The sequence below is a fragment of the Sphingomonas oligophenolica genome (assembly GCF_039522915.1).
Classification (GTDB): domain Bacteria; phylum Pseudomonadota; class Alphaproteobacteria; order Sphingomonadales; family Sphingomonadaceae; genus Sphingomonas; species Sphingomonas oligophenolica.
In genome coordinates, this window is the sequence record NZ_BAAAEH010000059.1 from 1 (window position 1) to 22,583 (window position 22,583).

Here is a 22,583-nt window from a genome sequence, read left to right on the forward strand (position 1 = left end):
ATCAGCAGCCTATCATAACTAACCGCCCCGCGAATCCCCCGACGTCCACTTTCGTGACTCAGTAAGATTAGAAGGCGCCCATCCGATCGTCGGTGAGAGTGAAAACATCAGTAGTATCGGGCGAGATCTCCACGTTACGCTTCGCTGAAAGAGAAGTGAGGTTCTCGCGCCGATTTCCGAAGTTTCTGGCTTAAAAGTGAAATCTTGCGTCTATACCGTAGGTGCGAGGTTCGCTGATCTGTTCGGTGAACTCTCCGCCGACGACATTGTTGCGGGGACGAAAGCTATTGTCGCTCAGGTTTTTGCCCCAAAGCGCAATGTCAAGATTGGTCCTGAAAATGCCCTTCAAGCCCAATCGCGCATCGATCTGCGAATAGCCCGTTTGCGCAATATCGTCTGGAGAAATTGACGCGTTGGTCGTCGGCTTATCGTGCCATGAATAGGTCAGGGTACCACTGAACGTCTTGGCAATTCCCGAAATCGGCACATCAACCTGTGCCGTACCGCCACCGCTATTCCGGAATATGAAAGGCACGGCCTGGCCGGACAGATCTATCCTCGGCCCAACGGAGAAGAATTGACTGTATTTGGCGTCTACCAGCGAATAATAGGCCATCAGATTGAGCCAGCGGGTTGGAGCCACTGTTACTTCAAACTCGCCGCCCTGCGTGGTGGCCTTGTTCGGCGCGCCCGTGACCGTGTCTTGGTTCACGGTGATCGCGAGCACGGCGCCATTGGCAAGGAGAACCGTCTCCCTGGACTGGATGTTGTTATATTTCGCGCGATATACCGATATGTTCGTGCGCACCGGTACGTTGCCGATTCTCCAGTCGGCTTTGAGGCCGACTTCGACATCATGGACGACTTCGGGTTGGTATTCCGTCAATGCGGGGTTGAGAATAACCTCGTTGAAGCTCCCCGTTTTATATCCCTTTCGCGTGGCGGCGTAGAGGAGCACATTTTTCACCGGCTTCCACTGGAGCGTGACGTTGTAGTTGGAGTCGCTGAATGCGGCGTTCAAACGCCTGGTGCAGGTCGAATCCGTGCCCGGGAACAATATACCGCCCGACTGGAGTGCGCATGTTTGTGCAGCGCCCTGGAGGGCGAAGGTGGCGATCCTTCGCTTGTCCCACGTATAACGATAGCCCGCTGTGAAAGACAGATCGTGCACAAGATTCGAGAAATCATATGTTGCCTGGGCGAACAGGGCAGTCGAGCGATAATTCGTGCGCGATGACGTGCGCGTTGGGTAGGCAGCGGCCAGCGGCGTGGAAAAAATGCTCAGATACTGAAAATGATCTCCGATGTCATTGCTGTACAAGCCGCCGACGCGCCAATCCAGCTTACCAGATAGAAGTGTGCCGGAAACCTGTGTTTCCGTATAAAACGATTTTGTCCGCTCTGTTGTGATAGCGTCGATTACACTAATCGGCGTCCCATCATAATCGCGGCTTTGCCCAATTTTGTTTACACCGTAATAACTTGTGTTACGAATGTGAACGGCGTCCAGATCGACATCTAGCATATTTGTGACGGAATTGCGATCATAATTGTCGGTGGTCGGATCGTTATTATTGGTTACGCCATCGGGCAACGCAAGTTCGGCCGCGACAGCCGCAGCGAGATTACCAGTGCCGACCAAGGTGTTGAAGGGTGGCTGATAAAGGCATGAGGTAACGGGCGTTGTCGGTCCCGTACATCCTCCGGTCAAATGGACCGGTATCTGAGGATACCGATGCTCTCTCACGCGATAATGTGTTGCCTGGACATAGTCGGTGACCACCGAGCCGGGTTTCCAAAGAAGCGATCCCCTGATGTTCTCGTTATGGCGGTTATCGTATTCCCGCCCCGGCGCGGTCAGGCTCTTCAGCGTGCCGCCGCGCCGCTCGAGTTCACCTGCAATGCGTACCGCGAGATTGCTACTCAAGGGGACATTAAGAGCGCCTTCGAGGCGGGTCTCATCCAGATTGCCCTGGCGGGCGTCGAGATATCCGCTGAACTTGGAGACATCCGGGCGATTTGAGGCGAACAGGACAGCGCCGCCGGTGCTGTTGCGCCCGAAAAGCGTGCCCTGCGGCCCCTTCAGCTGCTGGACCGAGGCCAGGTCGAAAAGCGCATAGGACAGGGTACGCGCATCGATTGGAACCTCGTCGATATAAGTGGCGACGGCGGGATCACTGCTAAACCCGGCAAAGGATCCGCGGATCGTGAAATCAAACGATCCCACCGTGCTGAAAGCAATCTGGAGCGAGGGGACAAGACGCTGAATGTCGGATGCCGAGCTCACCGTTGCTGCGGCCAGCTGTTGGGAGGTGACGGTGGAAACGGCGATCGGCACGGACTGCTGCGATTCATCGACGCGGCGAGCTTGTACGATAATGTCCTGGATTGCAGGAGCGTCGCTCGCCCCGGCGGCCGTTTGCGCCAATGCGGCCGGCGATAATACGACGCTAGCGCCGGTGAGCAAGCACGCGACGAATGCCTTCTTATGCATAGAGGCCCTCTCTCTGTTAGTCGATCTCGAACGGACCGTTCGCTGATCTAGGAAGGCGCCGACGGCTTTGGACAATTCATTATGTGATGGGGTATTCAAATCTGGAATGGCTTGAGCTCCCCCCTTCTTTTTTTGCTTCGGTCATAAGCCTGGCTGAGGGGAGATGGGGGGCGCAGCTATGATCGGAAATCATATCCAGGTTCTGTCAGGGGAGGTTGTTTGGCGGTCGTGCCTGGCCCAGCGTCGCCGGACTGTCCTGGCAGGAGCGCCATACCGCATTTGTCGTTGCGGTGAGCGCCACCGCAACGTCGATCAGGCGCCATACGGTGACCACCGTCGGACATCACGAGGCTCGATGAGGAAATCGAAACCATGAATTATCCGAATTTGTACCTGAGAATTGGTGATACCTGGCGCGCGCGCGACGGTAAGCCGGTCATCAATCCGGCCAATGAGACCGTGATCGGCACGGTGCCCCACGCGACGCGCGTCGATCTGGACGATGCGCTCGCGGCTGCGGAGCAGGGGTTACGGGTGTGGTCGCGCACGGCGCCGGCCGAGCGGACCGCAACCATCTTGAGGGCAGTCGCATTGATCCGCGAGCGGATCGAGGAGATCGCGACCGCGATCACCCTGGAGCAGGGCAAGCCCCTGACGCAGTCCAGGCTCGAAATACTTCGCGGATGTGACATCCTGGAATGGGATGCGCAGGAAGGCCGCCGCCTGTACGGCCGCATCATTCCGGCCGCCCCGGGCATGAGACATACGGTATTGCGGCAACCCATCGGCGTCGTGGCGGCATTTTCGCCGTGGAACTTCCCGATGAGTTCGCCTGCCCGAAAGGTAGGCGGTGCGCTGGCGTCGGGGTGCGCGTTGATTCTCAAGGCGTCGGAGGAGACGCCGGCTGGCGCCTATCTCATGGTCAAGGCCTTCATTGACGCCGGTTTGCCGCCCGGCGTCCTCAATCTCATCTTCGGCGAACCGGCCGAGATATCGCAATACCTCATACCCCAGCCGCTGGTCCGGCTGGTCGCGTTCACCGGATCGATCCCGGTTGGCAAGCACCTCGCATCGATGGCGAGCGCACACATGAAGCCATCGTTGATGGAATTGGGCGGGCATGCCCCGGTCATCATCTGTGCCGATGCCGACCCGGAGGTGGCCGGTGCGGCTGCCGCCTTGAGCAAGTCGCGGAATGCCGGGCAGGTCTGTGTGTCCCCGACGCGATTCTACGTGGCCGACGCCGTCTATGACCGTTTCTGCCAGTCGTTCGCGGAACGCGCGGCCGCGATTACGGTCGGCGATGGGATGGATCCTGCGAGCCAGATGGGGGCATTGGCCAACCCGCGGCGCCTGGAAGTGATGGAGACGATGGTCGCCGATGCCAGGGCACGCGGAGCACGCCTGCTGACCGGGGGGCAGCGGATCGGCAACTTGGGGCTGTTTTTCCCGCTTACGGTGCTGGCCGACGTACCGGACGATGCGCTGGCGATGCGCGAGGAGCCGTTTGGACCGATCGCGCTCGTCAATCGCGTTTCCAGCCTGGACGAGGCGATCGAGAAATCGAACGCGCTGCCGTTCGGGCTGGCTGGTTACGCGTTCACCCAGTCCGCCACCAACGCGGACCGGATATCGGACGGCATGGAGGTCGGTAACATTTCGATCAACCATTTCGTCTCGTCGATCGCCGAGACGCCTATGGGAGGTGTCAAGGATAGCGGGTTCGGCCGAGAAGGTGGCATTGAGGGCCTTCAGGGCTACACGGTCGTCAAGAACGTCTCGCATCAGATGCTATGAACAGAGTCGTCAGACTGTCACTTCACACGTGGGAGCGCGGCGTTGTTAGGCGCCGCGCCCCGCCGCTCACGCCGAGGTTTTGCTGCTCAGCAGGCCGAGTTTATCCAGGCTGATGGCAGTGGCCAATATCGCCTCGTCAGGGCTTCGTGGAGTCCAGCCCAATAAAGTCTGCGCCTTGGTCGCCGTCGCATCCTTCCGCTTGCCGAGTTCGGGCAGCATTCCCCGGATCTCGGGATCGAAAAGTCCAACGACCCGCAACAGCCAGTTGGGAAGGCGGCGCGTCGAAACCTTAGCTCCGGCGTCGCCCAGGCCATCCTTCAGGATTTGCGCGGCCTCTTGCACGCTCAGAAAATGACCGGCAGTCGCGAGGAAGCGTTCGCCGTTCGCCGCCGGGGCTGTCATCGCCAGGATATGCAGATCGGCCACGTCGCGGGCATCTACGAAGCCGAACCACATTTGCGGGCACCCCGGCGTCCTGCCCTCGATCATCCGCTTTATCAGATGAATGGAGGTGGAAAAGTCGGCGCCGAGCACCGGTCCCAGGATGCCGACCGGATTGATGACGGCAAGTTCGAGACCGCGACCTTCCCGATTGATGAAGTCCCAGGCCGCCCGTTCGGCGATCGTCTTCGACCTTTGATAGGGCTGAACCGACGGATCATCGGGATTGGTCCAGTCGCTTTCAGTGAATTCGGCTTTTCGGTTGCTGGCGCCATAGCCGATCGCGGCGAACGACGAGGTGAGGACGACGCGCTTCACACCCGCATCGCGCGAGGCCGCGAGCGCACGCAAGGCGCCGTCCCGAGACGGGCGGATCAGGTCATTCTCATCCTTGGGAACCCGGCTCGGGAAGGGGGAGGCAACATGAAGCACATAAGTGCAACCGGCCACAGCCTCCGCCCAGCCTTTATCCTTGTTGAGATCCGCAGCGAAGAGAGCGACGCTATCGGCGGCGATCCCCGCGCCGCCCTGGCGCAACATGCTTCTCACTTCCTCCGCACGGCCGAGATCGCGCACCGTCCCGCGGACCTCATGGCCCGCCGCTATCAGTCGAAGCAAGCAATGGGCGCCGAGAAAGCCCGTGGCGCCCGTAACCAACACTCGAGCCATGTCGTCTCCTTCATCATCTGCAATCGGAGACGTGCTGATAAACCTTCAATCATGATTTAAGGTCAAGGGCATTTCGGGACCATGGGTAAAATGTAGGGTCCATCGGATTCCCGACGGCCAGGAGGCGAATGAAACGATGGGAAGGCCGCAGCTAATCGGCAGCCATTCCTCATCAATGCCCTTGTCGCCGGCGAGATGAAGTTGCGCAACAATGCACATATGTGCATACGCATGCATAGCATCCTCCTTTGATCGAACGCCGACGAATGTTTCGTGTGTCCCCCGGCTCAACAACGCGCTCGCAACAGGAAAGCGATCGACGCGATCTCGGTGGCGCGCCTCCGACGACCACGTCCTGCGAGGATCCGGAGGCCGCGCCCGGCAGCGCCAATTATCGCACCGTCGCGCTGATCATCGCCTGCGCGATGTTCATGGAGGCGTTCGACGCCACCGTGCTGGCGACGGCGCTGCCGACCATGGCACTGGAGTTCCACCGTCCCGCGCCTCAGATGGGTATTGCGCTGACGGCGTATCTGCTGGCGCTGGCGATGTTGATCCCGGCCTCGGGCGCGGCGGCCGACCGGTTCGGCGCGCTTCGCGTGTTCCGGGCGGCGATCGCGCTGTTCGTCCTGGGATCGCTGGCATGCGGGCTGGCGTCGAACCTTGCCGCGTTCGCCGTTGCGCGCTTCGTTCAGGGGATCGGCGGGGCGATGATGATGCCGGTCGGACGGCTGGTCCTGCTTCGCTCGGTGGCCAAGCGCGACATGGTCTCGGCGATGTCCTGGCTGCTCGTCCCGGCTCATATCGGGCCGATGGTCGGTCCGCCCATCGGCGGCGCGATCACCGCCTATTTGGGGTGGCGCTGGATCTTTTGGCTTAACGTGCCGATCGGGCTTCTCGGTATTATGCTTGCCGGTCGCTTCCTGGCCGACGTCCGCGAGCCATGGGCGGGGCGCTTCGATCTCGTTGGCTTCGTCCTTTCCGCGACGTCGCTCGGTTGTCTGCTGGTCGGCTTCGAGGCGACGAGCTGGCCGGGTGCCGTCAGATTCGCCGCCGCGCTGATCGCGATCGGCGCGGCAAGCGGTGCCTTGTATCTCCGGCATGCCGCGGGCCGCGTTATTCCAATCCTCGACCCGTCGCTGCTGGGGGTCCCGACCTTTCGGCTTTCGATGATTGGTGGTTCGCTGACCCGTATCACCAGTGGTGCCCAGCCATTCCTCCAACCATTGCTGATGCAGGTCGCGTTCGGCATGTCTGCCGTCGGAAGCGGGCTCATGACGTTGGCAACCGCCATCGGCTTCTTCGTCATGAAGGGCGTGAGTGCAAGCCTGTTGCGCAGGCTCGGCTATCGACACGGCCTGGTGTTGATGGGATTGCTCAGCAGCTCGACCTACGCCGTCTGCGGGCTGTTCAGGCCGGGCTGGCCGTTGCCCGTGATGTTCGCGGTCATGCTCGTTTCCGGTTTCCTGATGTCGTTTCAGTTCACCGCCTATAATACGATCGCCTATGATGAGATCGACTCCGCGCGGATGAGCGCGGCCACCAGCTTCTATTCGACATTTCAGCAACTCGCGCTTTCATTTGGCGTCTGCACCGCCAGCACCGCGCTTCACATTTCCATGGTACTGTCCGGCCATGTCGTGCCGGCCTTCGGTGATTTCGCGGCGGCATTTTGGACCATCACCGCCATATCGGCGACCGCTCTTTTCGCCAATCTGCGCTTCGATCGCGACGCAGGAGCAGAATTGGCGGGACGTTAGACCCCGCGCGCCTCAGCGCAAAGCCCTTGGTTTTCCATTCTCGTCCAGCACCACGAAGGTGAAAACGACTTCGGTCACCTTGATGTCAGTGTCGCCCGCCCGGCGACAAGGTCGATCTTCACGCAGATACTGGTTCCCCCGCGCTTGATAACGCGCGTAAACGGAGACGAGATCGCCGACCAAGATCGGCGAGAGGAACTACATCGTCTCGATCGCGACCCTGGCGACGCGCCATCCGCCTCGGCCGATGCGACGCCGCCGCCCGCGATATCCATCCGAGCCAGCCCCCACCCTCCGAAGATATTGCCATTCGAATTGATATCGGACGGCATCGGTACGAGGCGCAGCACCGGGACGCCAGCCTTCGATCTGCGGTCCCACCATTATCCGGCGCGTTTCAGGATGTTGCGCGCACGGGCGCGGACCGGTTCGTCGATCATCATGCCATCGATTTTCGTCGCCCCGTCGCCCGTGTCGAGCACCCGGCGTGCCCAGGCGATCGCCTCGGCACTTGGACGGAATCCTTCCAGGGTCACCTTTGCCTGAGCCGGGTGGATCAACAGCTTTCCGCCGAAGCCGAGCGAGCGCGCCATCTCGACATCCTCGGCGAGCGTCGCCGGCGCGTCGAAGGCGGCGGTCACGCCGTCGAGCGGAGCGGGCAGTCCGCCCAGGCGTGACGCCAGCACGAGTTCGGTGCGTGCGGCGGCAAGGGCCGCGTGGGTATGATCGCAGCCGATATCGACGGCATAGTCGATTGATCCGAAGGCCAATCTGGCCGCCAGTCCCGAACGCGCAATCTCGCGCGCCGCGGCGACCCCCTGCGCGGTTTCGATCAGGGCGACCACGGGTGCGATTCTGCGGATATGATCCAGATCCGCGATGCGCTCCGCCTTGGGAAGCATGATCGCCGCGACCGGCAGCGTGGTGAGCGCGGCGCAGTCCGGGACATGCCAGGCAGTACCGACCGCGTTGATCCGGACGATCAGTGGCTTTGCGAGAGCGGCCTCCCTCAAGGCCGCCCGCGCGGCATCCTTGGCGTCGACCGGGACCGCGTCCTCGAGGTCGATGATCACCGCATCGGCCTCGCTTGCCGCCGCCTTGACGAACCGCTCGGGACGATTTGCGGGGACGAAAAGCGGCGCGATCAAGGTGTTCAGGTCGCTCACCGCCAGCAGGCCTCGGCCTGCATCGCAACCGGGCCGTCGGCCTTCGCGGTCCAGAGCTGCAATGAGCCGCCGTCCGGAACGCCGGCGTGCAACAGGAGGCCGTCACCGGCATGGAGCGTCGACAGGCTGCGGAATGTGAAAAGGTCGGGCTCCCGCCCCATGATCGCGGCCGCGCGCTGCAGCAGCAGCGTCGCCTGAAGCGGTCCCTGCACGACAAGGCCGGAATAGCCCTCGATATCGCGCGCATAAGGGGCGTCATAATGGATGCGATGGCCGTTGAAGGTCAGCGCCGAATAGCGAAAGAGGAGCGTTGGTGTCGGCTCGATGGCGACGATGCTCTCCCCTCGTGGTGCCGAGGCGCCGGCCGGAGCGGGCGCGGAAGACTGTTCGCGATAAACGATCGTCTGCTGGTCCTCGACCATGACTTCTTCGTCCACGGTGATAACATGCTCCACGGTCACGAAGCATAGGGTGCCGGTCCGCCCTTCCTTCATCACGACATCGGCAATACGCGAGCGGCGGCGAACGGTGTCGCCCCTGAAGAGATCGCCATGGAAGGCGACACGGCTTGCCGCCCACATCCGGCGCGGCAATGGTACCGGCGGCAGGAAGCCGCCCCGGGCTGGATGCCCATCGGTCCCGAGCGCTTCCATAGGTGCCGCTGATTGGCAGAGACAGAAGTGGATCAGGCGGGGCGCCGGCATGCCCCGGCCCGCGGCGTCGCCGGCACCAGGCATGGTTGCGCAAAAGCGCGATATAAGCGTGTCGGTGATAACATCCTCGACAATCTCCTCCGCGCCGATCCAGCCACGCAAATCAACCGGGTCGAGCCAGGACGTCATCAATAGGACCTCGGCAGACCGAGAACATGTTCGGCGATGTAGCTCAGCACCATATTGGTCGAGATCGGCGCGACCTGATAAAGTCGAGTCTCGCGGAACTTGCGTTCAATGTCATATTCCTCGGCGAAGCCGAAGCCGCCATGGGTCTGGATCGCGGCCTCGCCAGCGGCCCAGGAGGCATCAGCGGCGAGCATTTTCGCGATATTCGCCTGCTCGCCAATCGCCTCGCCGGCCTCGAACAGCTCGGCTGCGTGGTGCACCATAAGCTCGGCAGCCCGCATCTGGGCGTACGCCTTGGCGATCGGGAATTGCACGCCCTGGTTCTGGCCGATCGGGCGTCCGAACAGCTCGCGCTCGTTGGCATAATTTCGCGATCGCTCAATGAAAAACTTGGCGTCGCCGATGCATTCCGCTGCGATCAGGATGCGCTCGGCGTTCATGCCGGAAAGGATGTAGCGAAAGCCCTTGCCTTCCTCACCGATCAAATTGGCCGCGGGCACCTCGACATTGTCGAAGAAGACCTCGGTCGTCGAATGGTTCATCATGGTCCGGATCGGCCGGATGGTGAGTCCTCCTGCGGCGCGCGCGGCGTTCATGTCGAGAAGGAAGATCGACAGACCATCGATGCCGCGCCGCACCTGGTCGCGCGGCGTGGTGCGCGCCAGCAGCAGCATCAGGTCCGAATATTCCGCGCGGCTGGTCCAGATCTTCTGCCCGTTGACCACATAGCGATCGCCGTCGCGTATGGCTGTGGTCTTCAGCGCACCAGTATCGGTGCCGCTGGTCGGCTCGGTGACGCCGAATGCCTGGAGGCGAAGCTCGCCGCTTGCGATACGCGGCAAATATTCGCGCTTCTGCGCTTCGCTGCCATGGCGCAGCAGCGCACCCATGATGTACATCTGGGCATGGCAGGCCGAGCCGTTGCAGCCGGTGCGTTGCACCTCTTCCAGAATGGCCGCCGCCGCTGACAGCGGCAGGCCGGAGCCGCCATATTCCTCCGGAATCAATGCGGCGAGATAACCGGCGTCGCCCAATGCCTGCACGAATTCCGCCGGATAGGCCATTTCGCGATCAAGCTTGCGCCAATATTCGTCCGGAAACCGCTCGCAGAGCTTGACGATTTCCTCTCGTATTTCGGGGTAATCGCTTCCCTGCAAGCTGCTCAACGCCATCTCGATCCTCCAAAGTGTCGGTGATTGATCCGCGGAGGCCGATCTCCGCCCCCACCGGACGGTCAGTCGTAAAAGGCCGGAGCGTGCCGCAGCGTCCGGAAAAGCTCCATGTCGTGCGCGATCCACAGTTGCGCATGGTTGCGCGCGACCCATTCCTCGACAGCGGCGCGCGCCTCGGGCGTCTTGGTGTGGGCGTCATAGTCCCCGATGCGATGCAATGTCCGCTCCTCGGGATAATGATAGAGGTCCCCGACAAGCACGACGGTGCCCGTGTGCGCCAGCTTCACCGCCAGAACGCTGTGGCCCGGAGAATGCCCGAACGCCTGTTTGATCACGACACTGCCGTCGCCGAATACATCGTAATCGGCGGGGATGAAGATGGTTTTGAACGTCTTCAGTTGATCGTAATTTTCGAGGCCGAACCGATGCGGGCTGGGATTGGGGCCGAAGGCGAAGTCATATTCGGGCTTTGCGACAAGCCAGGTCGAATGTCTGAACAGATTGGCATTTCCGCTGTGATCCGCATGGAGATGCGACAGCGCCAGGTAATCGATGTCTGCCGGCCGATAGCCGATATCCGCCAGTTGCCCGACCAGCGTATTCCACTTGAGAAAGCCGCCGCCGGTAAAGAATGTGGTGTCGTAGAACGGCCGACCGACCATCGCGTCGGAAATGCCCGTGTCCCACAACAATGTGCCCTTCGGGTGGACGATCAGGTAGCACATGTCGGCATAGGTCGAATATTTGACCTCGTCGCGGGTCAGGCCATTCTTTTCGGGCCGATCATTGGTGATCGTTCCGCAGTCGATCACATAGAGATGCGGACTGGTGACGACGGGTTTTGGCGTCAGATGGCCAAGCGGCGTCAAGGACGTATCCGGAACCGGCTGGGGAGTCTGGTCCGCGGCCGGCGCGACGGTTGCGATGCCGGCGGCCATCAATGCTGCGATCGTCCACAATCTGCTCAGCTGCATGTGCTGTCTCCTCATAAGTCCCTTGCGAAACCGAGACCCCGCAGGACGCGAAGTGTGGCAAGACTTTCCCTGCTCCGTCCGCCACGCCATGGTCGACCATCTCGTCTGCTTGCGTGATCGCACTTGGGCTGGTCTCGCGGACGGCCGTCATCACCCTAGAATCGTAATGAATTCAAGATGCTCGCCGGTCGCGCAAAACCGGATTGCCGGACGGGAGGCGCGCTCTTCTTTCCGTTATCCCCTTTTGAATCGTCGGAATTCTCCCGGAAATTTGCGAGATGGTAGCGGGTTCGCGATCTTCGATTCCCCTGAATAGCAATAGTCTTTCGCGGCGCCTCAAAAGTCATGGCGGCTCGATCGGGGCTAAAACTTGGGGCTCCGGCGGGACCGATATGCCCCAGGGTCATATCGGGAGGGGGGCGAGAGTAGCTTGCCGCCCGGCAGCCAGCAGCCGATTTTTCACAAAAAAGGGAGAACGGCATGCCATTGGGTCAACGAGTTCGCTTCGATGATGTCCGCAAATCGTTTAATGGGGTCGAGAGCGGCCCCTATCTCGACGTGGCCGCACGCGGCCTGTTGTTCGAAGGCGGCCGCGCCGCGCTGATGGCGCATCTCGACGACGCGGCGCGCGGGACCACCGACAAGGCGGCGTTGTTCGCCAGCGTTGAGGAAACGCGTGGACTGTTCGCTGCGCTGATCCGCGCCACGCCGGACGAGATCACCTTCACGCGCAACGTCACCGATGGCATTGCCGCCTTCGGTGCTGGACTCGACTGGAAGGTCGGCGACGGCGTTCTGCTTTGCGAGGAGCTTGAGCATCCGGCCAATATCTATCCCTGGTTCGGGCTCGCCCGCCGGTTCGGGCTGGCGATCAAGACGATCGCGCCGGTTGACGGGGCGTTGGCTGCCGACCGGATCGTCGAGGCGATCGAACCGTCCACGCGGGTGATCGCGGTTTCGTCGGTTTCGTTCGCGCCCGGATTCCGTTTCGCCGTCGCGCAACTCGGCGCCGAATGCCGGCGACGTGGCATCTTGTTGTTGGTCGACGCCGCGCAGTCGATCGGCGTCATCGAGACCGATGTCGGTGCCTGGCAGGCGGACGCGATCGCGGTCTCGACCCAGAAGGGGCTGTTGTCCACTTACGGCCTGGGGATGCTCTATGTACGCCGCGAGGTCGCCGAAGCGTTGACCCCGGTCTATATCTCGCGGTTCGGCGTCGACGTCACCGGCCATGAAGCCAGCCGGGGCGACCCGGCCTCATTCGAATGTGCGCCCGGCGCCCGACGTTTCGACTTGGGTAATTACAATTATCCGGCGATCCTCGCCGTCGAGCAGGCGTTGCGGCTGCTTCTCGACATCGGCCCCGCCGCGATCGAATCGAGGGTCCTCGGATTGGCCTCCAGCTTCGCCGATCGCATGCTCGATCTGGGGCTGCCTGTCTTCGGCGGCCGTCCGGGGCAGCATAGCAGCCACATCGTCACGATCGGCAGAGACCTTGGGGAGGATCATGATGCGACCGGCGACCCGGCTCTTGTGAGCCTTTACCGGCATCTCGTTGCCGGTGGCGTGCGATTGACGATCCGACGCAACCTGCTGCGCTTCTCGTTCCATCTCTATAACGATGAGAGCGACATCATGACGGTTGCCGAACTGGTCGAGCAATGGCGCCGAAGCGCCCGCTCATGAAGTCTCGATGGCGCGCTGAAGATCGGCCATCTGCTCGATGAGCCACTCGGTGAACGCGGTGATCATGGCGTTGCGCGGTGCATTTTTCCGCACCACGACGAAATATCCGCTTCCGTCGACAATTTCCGCGGCGAACGGTCGGACCAGTCGGCCGCTACGCAGCGCGTCGGCGACGAGCGGCCCACGGGCGATCGCGACGCCGTGGCCAGATTCGGCGGCGGTCAGGGCGAAGGCGGTCTCGCTGAATTGCGGGCCGTTGTGGCCGATCTCGGCATCGTAGCCTGCGGTCTGCAGCCATAGCGGCCAGAACCGCCGTTCAGAATAATGCAGAAGGATGTTCGCACGCAGCCAGGACTCGGCAAGCGCCGCCTCGGGCGGGCGAAGCGACGGCGCGCAGATCGGGAAGAAGGTGTCCGAGGTTAGCCGTTCGACGCGCATGTCGGGCCAATGTCCGTCGCCCGCGCGGATAGCGATGTCACGCTGGGACTGTTCCAGTTCGTCATAATAACGATGCGTGTCGATGCGCAGGTCGATCCAGGGATATTCTCGCACGAAGCTGCCAAGTCGCGGCGCGAGGATCCGCAGTGCGAAACTGCGCGGAACGATGACGACCAGGCTTTCGCGCCGGCGTGGTTGCCCGAGCCGGTAGAGTCCGGTGGACAGCTCGCCGAAGGCGCGGCGCACGTAATCGGCGAGCAGGTCACCGCTTTCCGTCAACAGCACGCCGCGCGGGCCGCGATGGAAAAGCTTCACGCCCAAATGTTCCTCAAGCGCCTTGATGTGCCGGCTGACCGCGCTCTGCGTCATCCGCAATTCGACCGCGGCGCGGACGAGATTCTTGTGACGGGAAGCGGCGTCAAAGACGTGCAATTTGGCCAGCGGAATTCCGGCCAACGCGCCGGTATGATCCATGCTCATACCTCGAAGGCATAACGAGCGGATTGTCGGTTGGCAAGGTGGACAGGATGCTGGGCGCTATTCCACTCGAAGATCGCTGAGGCGGGAGAAGATTTTGCCGTCGTTCCGGAACCGTGTTCATTCCATCATTCACGATCAGTCACCATGCCCGAGCGAGGGCAGGGGGCACGCATATCGGTGCGCCGCATGAGAACGACACACCTTCTCGGCGGCGTCTCGAGCGGCGCGCGCGTGATGCCGAAGCTGGATGGCGAAGACCTCGTCGCGGCCAGGTCGTCCGGGCCGTGGATCTGGGACCAGACAGGCCGGCGCTATGCCGATACGGCGCTTGGCTATGGCGGCACGGTGCTGGGCCATGCCCCACCCGCCGTGGTCGACGCCGCGACCGAGGCGTTGCGCTCGGGGCCGCTTCCCGCCTTTGTGCATCCGCGTGAGGAGCAGGCCGCAGCTGCAATCGCCGCCCACACCGGTCCTCTGTCGCAGATCGTGTTCAACAACACGGGCAGCGAAGCCGTGCATCTCGCTTGCCGCGCGGCGCGCCTGGTGACTGGCCGCCCCCGCATCGCCAAGCTCGCCGCCGGCTTCGACGGGTGGCTGGACGACGTCGTTTTCGGCACGGCTGGCACCGCCGAAGCCAGTTTTTCCGACGGCGCCCGTCCGGAGACCGATCGGTTCACCTTGCTGCGGCCCAATGACATTGCCGACGCAGAGCGGCTTTTCGCGCAGCGGGACGATATCGCCGCCGTCCTGTTCGAGCCGTTGCTTGCCAACGCCGGCTGCCTGATGCTTGAGCTTGAGTATCTCATGGCGCTCCAGGATATCGCGCGTCGCAACGGCGCGCTGGTGATCGTAGACGAAGTGTTGATGGGCTTCCGGCTCCATGCGGGTCTGGCATCGCAGCTTTGGGGGCTCGACCCCGATCTTGCTGCGGTGGGCAAGGCGATCGGCAGCGGTATTGGCGTGGCGGCGGTCGCCGGGCGGCCGGAAATCATGCAGGTCTTCACCGACGGCCGCGGGATCCGCGCCGGAACCTTCAGCGGGAATCCGGTTGCGTCCGCCGCAGTGATCGCGACGCTGGAATTGCTCGATCAGGCCGATTACCCGGCCCTGCTGGCGAAAGGCGAGCGCCTGCGCGCGCTCATCGCTTCCGCCTTCGCGCAAACCGGTCAGGCGGTCAGCACGAGCGGCTACGGCACAGTCTTTACGATCTGGCCCTCGGCCGAGCCCCCGCGGAACTATGCCGAGAGCCGTGAGCGGATACGACCTGAATGGTCGCGTGCGCTCCACCTGGAGATGCGCCGCGCCGGGGCTCTGATCATGCCCTCCGGCTACGGCCGCCTCTATCTTTCTTTCGCGCATGACGACGAAGCGATGGTGCAACTCGCCGGTGGTTTCGTCCGCGCGGCTGCGACGATGAAGGCCGGCGGATGACGCGGGACGTCGATCGCGTCGCCGGCTATGATGCGCGCGGGCATGGGAGGGGTTTCGATGCGTAGATCCCTGACCCCCTACATCCTTCTCGCGCTGCTGCTCGGCTTGCTGGTCGGTTGGATATGCAGCGCGACCCTAGACGATGGCGGTGCCGGCACGGCACGGTTGCGGGATATCGTCTACGGTCTCGGAATCGTTACCGCGACCTTCCTGCGGCTGATCAAGATGATCATCGCGCCACTGGTGTTTTCGACCCTCGTCGCCGGTCTCGCCCATATGCGCGACAAGGCGATGCTGGGACGCGTGGGTTTGCGCGTCCTGCTGTGGTTCGTCGGCGCAAGCTTCATTTCATTGCTGCTCGGCCTGCTGCTTGTGAACGTCCTGCATCCCGGCGTCGGGTTGAATTTGCCGTTGCCGCCTGTCGGTGCATCGACGCCGGTCCAGGCGACCGGCTTCGACATGGCGAAATTCCTCACCCATATCGTGCCCTCCTCAATCATCGAAGCGATGGCGGGCAATGACGTGCTGCCCATCGTCATTTTCTCGCTGTTCTTCGGGATCGCCATTGCTGCGGTCGGCGATGCTGCGGCACCGGTCCTCCGCGGGGTCGAAGCCCTGATGGCGATCATGCTGAAAATGACCGGTTATGTGATGCAGTTCGCCCCGATAGCTGTCTTCGCGGCGGTTGCTGGCGCGCTCGCCGATCGTGGTCCGCGCGTCATCGGCCAGCTCGGCTATTTCATGGGCAGCTTCTATCTCGGACTTGCGGTGCTCTGGGTGCTGCTGATCGGGCTCGGCTATCTCGTGATCGGCCGGAGAATCTGGTCCCTCCTCTCCTGCGTTCGCGCGCCCTTGCTGCTAGCCTTTTCGACTGCCTCGTCGGAGGCGGCCTATCCGCAGACCCTGGCCGCTTTGGAACGGTTCGGCGTGCCGGGAAGGATCGGCAGTTTCGTCCTGCCGCTCGGCTATTCGTTCAATCTCGATGGCACGATGACGTATATGACCTTCGCGTCACTGTTTGTTGCCCAGGCCTATGGCATCCCGCTGTCGCTCGGCCAGCAGTTCAGCATGCTGCTCGTCCTCATGGTCACCTCCAAGGGATCGGCAGGCGTACCCCGTGCCAGCCTCGTGATCATCGCGGCGGTGATGCCCATGTTCGGGATACCCGATGCCGGCCTGCTGCTGATCCTGGCGGTCGATCATTTCCTTGATATGGCACGAACCGCGACCAACGTGCTTGGCAATGCCATCGCGGCCAGTGTCGTCACCCAATGGGAAGGCGCGCTAGGTGATGAGGTGCCGCTTGCGGGCGATTCTGCGGAGGCATCGGCCGAATCGCCGATGGAACCCTGCGTGGAATTTGATGCCACGAAATGACGGAAATGCGATCTTCGATTGTCTTAATCCCCGCAGAAAGGGGACACATCGCAAGCACATTCCAAGAAATTTAGCATAAATTACCTTCGCGATCTGACGCCCAGCATCGGCACAGTAGTTGAGGATATAATGTACGAATCGGCTATCGCTCACACTGGCGTCAGCGCCGCGCGCCATCCGATCGGGCGGTCTGCCATTGAGCCGCTGGACATGGATGTGCCGTGGACGACGAAGGCGGCGTTGCGGCCGGGCTTCGACGTCGCCATGATCAGCCTCATTCCCTCCGACACAACTGAATATGCCGATGCGGTCCGGTGGCGCGATGACGAGATGCTGCGGGTCGAGGTCCGCCTGCAAGGATGCGCAGGGGTCGCGGGAGCGTTCGCGCGCAACGAGGGGCGTCGCAAGGGCGCGCTGATGATCCTGGCGCAGCTCGATGGCCTCGATACCGTCGACGCGTGCGCCGCGAAAGGCGAGCGTTCGGTTATCCTGTCATGCTCGCGCGATTTTCTGTCCGGTGCGGCGCGCCAGTCGCGAACGCCGTTGCCGGGACTTGTCGGCGATCTGCTCGATGGTCGGGTCTCGCGCAGCGTGGAACGGATCGTGCCGACCCTCCGCATGCGTCGCATTGCCAAGGAAATGCTGGACGAGTCGCCCTCTGCCCGATTCCCGCAAATGATGCGTGAGGCCAAGGCGCTCGAACTGCTCTGTGCGGCGTTGGACCAGATGGTCGACCGGTGTGGCGAGACGCGTCCGCTGAAGCGGCGCGATCAGGCCCGCATCGACGAATTGTGCGCGCTGCTCCGGGCCGATACGGGCGCAAAGCTCTCACTCTCCGATCTCTGTCGAAAGCTGTGCTGGAACGAGACGCAGATGATGGAATGCTTCAAGCAGGTCACCGGTCTCACCATCGCCAATTATCGCCATCGGATCATCATGGAGCGCGCTTACCAGCGCCTCAACACTTCGGACGCGTCGATCGCGATGATCTCGTTTGAGGCGGGATATGATCATCCCAGCAATTTCACCACGGCGTTCAAGCGAGCGTTCGGCATTTCCCCGCGCGCGGCCCGCCAAGGTTGACCCCGGCGGTGCCAGCAAAGGTATGACTGAAGTTTGAGAGCGAAGGGTGGAGGCGTATATGAGGGTGTTCACCCGCAGGACAATGCTTGAACTGGCGTTCGTTGCGTCGGCCTCTCAATGACCGCCTCTATTTAACGATCACCGACCGTGGTCCAATCCTGTATTTCCTGATCCATTTTTGATGCCATATTTGATCACAATAATGGTACTATATCCCAACAAATATGATATCATTGGCATCTACATCTCTGAGGATCGGGCATGGTGAAGCTGGATAACATCGATCGCCGGATCCTGCGTGCATTGCAGCGCGACGGGCGCATGCAAAACATCGAACTGGCGGCGGAGGTCGGCCTGTCTCCATCGCCCTGTCTTCGGCGCGTCAAGCTGCTGGAGGAGGCTGGGGTGATCGAGAAATATGTCGCGTTGCTCGATCCCGCAAAGATCAACATGGGCATGACGCTTTTTGCGCGCATCTGGCTTACCGGACAGGACGCCGCGACGTCGAATCATTTCATCAGCGAAGTTTTGGAGCTGCCACAGGTTGTCGAATGTCATCTGATGGCTGGCGATTGCGATTTTCTACTTCGGGTTGTTGCCTCCGATCTTGACGATTACCGGAAGCTTCAGATCAATCATCTGGCGCGGATCAAGGGCGTGCAGAGCGTCAAGACGGACATTCCGATGCAGCGGATCAAGCTCACGTCCGAACTGCCGATCTGATCGGATCGTTCATTCTTGGCTGGCCATTTGTCGTACGGCGAGGCGACGTTGCCACGCGACTTCGAAGCGGTTTCGACCGGCTCGCGAAGCCGGAAATCCTTCTTGGCATCAAAAACCACATATCGGGCGAGTCATGGCAGGCCTCGCCTTTTTTGGCGTCAGTAGGGGTGCACTTTGAAACCAACGGCCTTCGCGTTGGTGCTAGATGTTTTGCCGCCTACTGATCGAAAAGCGGCAATTCGCTGTCCCGAAATACATCGAATGAAGCGCCGGAATTTTCGATCCCGCAGGCAAGGTGTGGCTTAAGTCTGGGGATGCCGGTGGATAACTTGGCGGTTCGACGTCCGCAATTTTCGACGTGGCTGACCGCGACGAACGACTTGACCAGTCGTTTCGTGTCGGCTGCCCGGATTCCCGATCTGATCAACTTTGCCGGCGGCCTGCCTGCGCTGGAAACCTTCCCCACCGACGCTCTCGCTGCGCTGGCGAAGGAACTGACTTTGCAATATCCGCAGGACTGTCTGGGCTATGGTCCGACGGACGGGCTGCCTGAATTGCGTGACGCGATCGCTGATCGCTTCACTTCTCCGATCCTGTGCCTCTCCCGCGAGAATGTCCTGATCACGACGGGGGGCACGCAGAGCCTCGATCTGCTAGGCAAGGTGTTGATCGAGCCCGGCGAGGTCATCGCCGCGGAATTTCCGACCTATGTCGGCGCGATGGACGCATGGCGGCCGCGGCAACCGCAGTATCGGGAGATTGTCTTCGATGCCGGGTGCAGCGATCTGGCGTCGGCCTTCGCCGGTGCGAAGCTGATCTACACCGTACCCAATTTCTCCAACCCGTCCGGCAAATTTTTGGATCTGCCGACGCGTGAGGAGATCGTGGCCGCGGCCCATGTGACAGGCATCTGGTTGGTGGAAGACGATCCCTATGGGGCGCTTCAATATGATGGGCCGCCCCTGGCCCGCTTGATCGATCTGTCCGCACATCGATCGCCGGGGGCAATCTATGACGGTCCGGTCGTCTACATGGGCAGCTTCTCGAAGGAACTGGCTCCGGGGCTGCGCGTCGCGTGGATCATTGCGGCACCCGAGATGATCCGGGCGTTGAAAGCGGCCAAGCAGGGCGCCGATCTGTGCTCGCCGGGGCTTAATCAACGGATCGGGCTGGCGGCGATGCAGCATGGGCTCGTCGATGAAATGCGCCCACGGCTCATCACCCTCTACCGCGAGCGGCGCGACGCACTTTGCGCCGCGATGGAGCGGCATCTGTCGGACATGTTCGTCTGGGATGTTCCTATCGGCGGCATGTTCGTCTGGGCGACGATCGATGGCTCGCGCATCGACACCGATCGCCTCCTGGCAGCGGGGATGGACGAGGGGGTTCTGGTCGGACCCAGCAGCGTCTTTTTCCCGTCGGACGGCAACAATGCGGCGATTCGACTAAACTTCACCTTCAATCCGGTCGAGCGGATCGAAGAGGGGGTCCGGCGCCTGGCGAGGGCGGTGCGGGCGGTGCAGCGAAGCAGCGCCGAGAGTGGAGAAGTGAGATGACAATAAATGCCGAAGCCAAGAGCCAGACGGGTGATCCGCCCGGGCAATTGGTGAGCATCAATCCCGCTGACGGCTCGGTCGCCGGCAGCGTCGCGATGACGTCCGTCGAGCAGCTCGATCAGGTGGTCGTCGATGCCCTGCATGCCTTTCACGCGTCCGGCTGGAAGGCGCTGTTGCCGCATCGCCGTGCGCTGACGTTGCACGCGATTGCCGACGGTCTGGCGGCCGAGAAGGAATCGCTCGCCGAACTTCAGATGCGCGACAACGGCAAGCCGCTCACGGAATGTCGCGCCATGGTCGAATCGGCGATCGGCACCTTCCGCTATTATGCCGGCGTCTGCGAGACGATCGAAACCGACGTGACCCCGGCGCGCGGTGACTATGTTTCCTTCACGGTGCTGGAACCGTTCGGCGTCGTGGCGGCGATCACGCCCTGGAACTCGCCGGTCATGAACGACGCAGCCAAGGTTGCGCCGGCGCTTGCCGCGGGCAACGCCGTCATCCTGAAGCCGTCCGAGGATTCGCCGCTGCTGGCCCCCGAACTCCTGCGCATCGCGCTGAAGGCCGGGCTGCCGGAAGGGTTGTTGCAGGTGGTGCAGGGTCGTGGCGCCGATATCGGCGCGGCCCTCGTCGCGCATCCCGATGTTCGGATGGTCTCCTTCACCGGCGGCACCGTCACTGGCCGCGCAATCGGCCGCGTGGCGGGCGAACGCCTGATCCCGATGGCGCTCGAACTGGGCGGGAAGTCGCCGCACGTCGTGTTTGCCGATGCCGATCTTGACCACGCCGTCGCTGCGGTCGTCGCCGGGATCTTTGGATCGTCGGGGCAGTCCTGCGTTGCCGGCTCGCGGCTTTTCGTGGAGCGCCCGATCTATGACGAGGTGGTGCGGCGAATCGTCGAGCGGGCACGAAGCCTGAAGGTTGCGCTGCCCGATGAACCCGGCGTCGAAGTCGGACCGCTCGCATCCTTCCATCACCGCGATCGGGTCGCGGCGTTCGTCGACCGCGCGCGCGCCGAGGGCGGGCGGATCCTGGTCGGCGGCGCGGTGCCGACGGGGGGCGTGTATGACGGCGGCGCATTTTATCTGCCGACCGTAATCGAGGGCCTGCCCGCCGACGCGGCGTCATGCCAGGAAGAAGCGTTCGGCCCGGTGCTCGTGACGCTGCCGTTCGATAACGAAGCCGATCTGATCGAACAGGCAAACGGCACGGCCTTCGGCCTCGCCTGCGGTATCTGGAGCGAAAGCTTCAAGCGCGCCTGGCGCATCGGGCGCGCGCTCGAGGCCGGTTCGGTCTGGATCAACACGTACAAGCAATCGGTGATCTCTACGCCATTCGGCGGTTTCAAGGACAGCGGTATCGGCCGGGAAAAAGGGATCGACGGCCTCCGCCTCTATGCACAGGTGAAAAGCATGTATTTCGGACTCCACGCCCAGCCCATGACGGTCGCACGATGAGTACGGTCAAGCGGAACGCCGCCGCAGCGGTGCCGATTGAAGGCGGGCGCTTCATGGTGATCGGTGGCGCCAGCCTGGTCGGCGCAGCGACCACCGCCGAGCTGTTGGCGCGCGGAGCGGCCGAGGTGCGATTGCTGGACAATTTCTCCTTCGGATCCGGCGAGGCGATTGCCCATCTCAGGGACGACGATCGCGTGAAGGTCGTTGAAGCGGATATTCTCAAGCTGCATCAACTGTTGCAGACGATGACCGGGCTAGACGGCGTCGTCCATCTCGCGGCCTTCATGACTCTGTCGATGGACCGCGATCCCTGGGCGGGGATCGACGTCAACGTCCGCGGCGTCCAGAACGTCCTCGAAAGTTGCCGCGTGAACGCCATCCGCAAGCTGGTGTTTGCCTCGTCGAACGCCGTTTACGGCTATGGCCCGGGCGTCAGGGGTGACCTTGTCGAGCAGACACCGTTCCATTCCCAGGGCGCGCCGCCGGCGGCGATTCTTTACGGCGCCAGCAAGATCATGGGCGAGCAGCTCTGCCGCGATGCCCATCGCAAGAACGGGCAGGATTACGTCATCCTGCGCTATTCGACCGTCTATGGCGAACGGCAGCATTACCGCGCCGCCAATGCGCTCTACATCGTCGAGACCCACGACGCGGTTCAGCGTGGCGCGCGACCGCAGGTGATCGGCGATGGGCTTGAGACGAAGCATTTCGTCTATGTCGGCGACCTCGCCCGCGCCAATTGCATGGCGCTGGCGTCTGACGCGACCGACGTGGCGGTCAACACGTCCGGGCCGGACCCGGTCACGACACTTGAACTGGTGACGATGATCTCGGAGATTTCAGGACGTCCAGATCTTACCCCCGAACTGGTCGAGCCCGATCCCACCAAGGTCCGCCTTACGGCGGGCGGTGCGTTCCGGATCGACCACGCCGAGGCGAAGAACGCGATTGGCTGGGCTCCCGAAGTCCGTATGCGCGAAGGGCTGCGGCGGCTGCTTGCCTGGCGCGATGCGGCCAGGGCCGGCTGATTTGCGGGT

The 22,583-nt window shown here is 62.3% G+C and carries 18 protein-coding genes and 1 pseudogene; 10 read left to right on the forward strand and 9 right to left on the reverse strand.

Going from position 1 to position 22,583, the window contains the following annotated elements:
- Nucleotides 1-190: 190 nt before the first annotated feature.
- Nucleotides 191-2,494 (reverse strand): TonB-dependent receptor, encoded by a 2,304-nt coding sequence (locus tag ABD050_RS25575; protein ID WP_343892378.1) that lies wholly within the window; start codon nucleotides 2,492-2,494, stop codon nucleotides 191-193.
- Nucleotides 2,495-2,866: 372 nt separating this feature from the next.
- Here ABD050_RS25575 and ABD050_RS25580 point away from each other — a divergent pair, with 372 nt between their 5' ends.
- Complete coding sequence (locus tag ABD050_RS25580; protein WP_343892379.1) at nucleotides 2,867-4,291, forward strand: NAD-dependent succinate-semialdehyde dehydrogenase; 1,425 nt, start codon at nucleotides 2,867-2,869, stop codon at nucleotides 4,289-4,291.
- A 66-nt stretch (nucleotides 4,292-4,357) separates the two neighbouring features.
- On the opposite strand, the gene ABD050_RS25585 is transcribed toward ABD050_RS25580, so the two are convergent.
- Complete coding sequence (locus ABD050_RS25585) at nucleotides 4,358-5,401, reverse strand: SDR family oxidoreductase (RefSeq protein WP_343892380.1); 1,044 nt, start codon at nucleotides 5,399-5,401, stop codon at nucleotides 4,358-4,360.
- A gap of 266 nt (nucleotides 5,402-5,667) precedes the next feature.
- Here ABD050_RS25585 and ABD050_RS25590 point away from each other — a divergent pair, with 266 nt between their 5' ends.
- Nucleotides 5,668-7,161: an MFS transporter gene (locus ABD050_RS25590; RefSeq protein ID WP_343892381.1), complete on the forward strand. Its 1,494-nt coding sequence runs from the start codon at nucleotides 5,668-5,670 to the stop codon at nucleotides 7,159-7,161.
- Nucleotides 7,162-7,173: 12 nt separating this feature from the next.
- On the opposite strand, the gene ABD050_RS25595 is transcribed toward ABD050_RS25590, so the two are convergent.
- The 5 genes from ABD050_RS25595 to ABD050_RS25615 all read right to left on the reverse strand — a co-directional run bounded on the left by ABD050_RS25595 (nucleotide 7,174) and on the right by ABD050_RS25615 (nucleotide 11,315).
- Nucleotides 7,174-7,344, reverse strand: a complete 171-nt coding sequence (locus ABD050_RS25595) for a hypothetical protein (protein ID WP_343892382.1) — start codon at nucleotides 7,342-7,344, stop codon at nucleotides 7,174-7,176.
- 200 nt (nucleotides 7,345-7,544) lie between these two features.
- A complete protein-coding gene (locus ABD050_RS25600; RefSeq protein WP_343892383.1) occupies nucleotides 7,545-8,327 on the reverse strand; it encodes an HpcH/HpaI aldolase/citrate lyase family protein in 783 nt (260 codons plus the stop codon).
- Nucleotides 8,324-9,169, reverse strand: coding sequence for an HTD2 family dehydratase (locus ABD050_RS25605; protein ID WP_343892384.1), 846 nt, complete (start codon nucleotides 9,167-9,169; stop codon nucleotides 8,324-8,326). Before ABD050_RS25605 ends, ABD050_RS25600 begins: the two co-directional genes overlap by 4 nt.
- Complete coding sequence (locus ABD050_RS25610; protein WP_343892385.1) at nucleotides 9,169-10,341, reverse strand: acyl-CoA dehydrogenase family protein; 1,173 nt, start codon at nucleotides 10,339-10,341, stop codon at nucleotides 9,169-9,171. Before ABD050_RS25610 ends, ABD050_RS25605 begins: the two co-directional genes overlap by 1 nt.
- Nucleotides 10,342-10,403: 62 nt before the next feature.
- Nucleotides 10,404-11,315 carry an N-acyl homoserine lactonase family protein gene (locus ABD050_RS25615; protein WP_343892386.1) on the reverse strand — a complete coding sequence of 304 codons (912 nt, stop codon included), beginning with the start codon at nucleotides 11,313-11,315 and terminating at the stop codon, nucleotides 10,404-10,406.
- A gap of 480 nt (nucleotides 11,316-11,795) precedes the next feature.
- On the opposite strand from ABD050_RS25615, the gene ABD050_RS25620 reads away from it, so the two are divergent.
- Nucleotides 11,796-13,001: an aminotransferase class V-fold PLP-dependent enzyme gene (locus tag ABD050_RS25620; RefSeq protein ID WP_343892387.1), complete on the forward strand. Its 1,206-nt coding sequence runs from the start codon at nucleotides 11,796-11,798 to the stop codon at nucleotides 12,999-13,001.
- Here ABD050_RS25620 and ABD050_RS25625 read toward each other — a convergent pair.
- Both ABD050_RS25625 and ABD050_RS29135 read right to left on the reverse strand, forming a co-directional pair.
- Nucleotides 12,996-13,754, reverse strand: a complete 759-nt coding sequence (locus ABD050_RS25625) for a LysR substrate-binding domain-containing protein (protein ID WP_343892475.1) — start codon at nucleotides 13,752-13,754, stop codon at nucleotides 12,996-12,998. The two genes, ABD050_RS25620 and ABD050_RS25625, sit on opposite strands and share 6 nt — an antisense overlap.
- A gap of 9 nt (nucleotides 13,755-13,763) precedes the next feature.
- Nucleotides 13,764-13,919: pseudogene (locus ABD050_RS29135) on the reverse strand (LysR family transcriptional regulator); the annotation flags it as partial.
- A gap of 186 nt (nucleotides 13,920-14,105) precedes the next feature.
- Here ABD050_RS29135 and ABD050_RS25635 point away from each other — a divergent pair.
- The 7 genes from ABD050_RS25635 to ABD050_RS25665 all read left to right on the forward strand — a co-directional run bounded on the left by ABD050_RS25635 (nucleotide 14,106) and on the right by ABD050_RS25665 (nucleotide 22,574).
- On the forward strand, nucleotides 14,106-15,350 hold the full coding sequence (locus ABD050_RS25635; RefSeq protein ID WP_343892389.1) for an aspartate aminotransferase family protein: 1,245 nt from the start codon (nucleotides 14,106-14,108) through the stop codon (nucleotides 15,348-15,350).
- Between the two features lie 57 nt (nucleotides 15,351-15,407).
- Nucleotides 15,408-16,727: a dicarboxylate/amino acid:cation symporter gene (locus ABD050_RS25640; protein ID WP_343892390.1), complete on the forward strand. Its 1,320-nt coding sequence runs from the start codon at nucleotides 15,408-15,410 to the stop codon at nucleotides 16,725-16,727.
- A gap of 210 nt (nucleotides 16,728-16,937) precedes the next feature.
- Nucleotides 16,938-17,810, forward strand: coding sequence for a helix-turn-helix domain-containing protein (locus ABD050_RS25645; RefSeq protein ID WP_343892391.1), 873 nt, complete (start codon nucleotides 16,938-16,940; stop codon nucleotides 17,808-17,810).
- 261 nt (nucleotides 17,811-18,071) lie between these two features.
- Nucleotides 18,072-18,533, forward strand: coding sequence for an Lrp/AsnC family transcriptional regulator (locus ABD050_RS25650; RefSeq protein ID WP_343892392.1), 462 nt, complete (start codon nucleotides 18,072-18,074; stop codon nucleotides 18,531-18,533).
- Between the two features lie 314 nt (nucleotides 18,534-18,847).
- Entirely contained in the window at nucleotides 18,848-20,089 is a 1,242-nt protein-coding gene (locus ABD050_RS25655) for an aminotransferase-like domain-containing protein (protein WP_343892393.1), read from the forward strand.
- The gene (locus ABD050_RS25660; protein ID WP_343892395.1) at nucleotides 20,086-21,546 is read left to right on the forward strand and encodes an aldehyde dehydrogenase; all 1,461 of its coding nucleotides are present in this window, start codon (nucleotides 20,086-20,088) and stop codon (nucleotides 21,544-21,546) included. Before ABD050_RS25655 ends, ABD050_RS25660 begins: the two co-directional genes overlap by 4 nt.
- Nucleotides 21,543-22,574 carry an NAD-dependent epimerase/dehydratase family protein gene (locus tag ABD050_RS25665; RefSeq protein ID WP_343892396.1) on the forward strand — a complete coding sequence of 344 codons (1,032 nt, stop codon included), beginning with the start codon at nucleotides 21,543-21,545 and terminating at the stop codon, nucleotides 22,572-22,574. Before ABD050_RS25660 ends, ABD050_RS25665 begins: the two co-directional genes overlap by 4 nt.
- The last annotated feature ends 9 nt before the right edge of the window (nucleotides 22,575-22,583 follow it).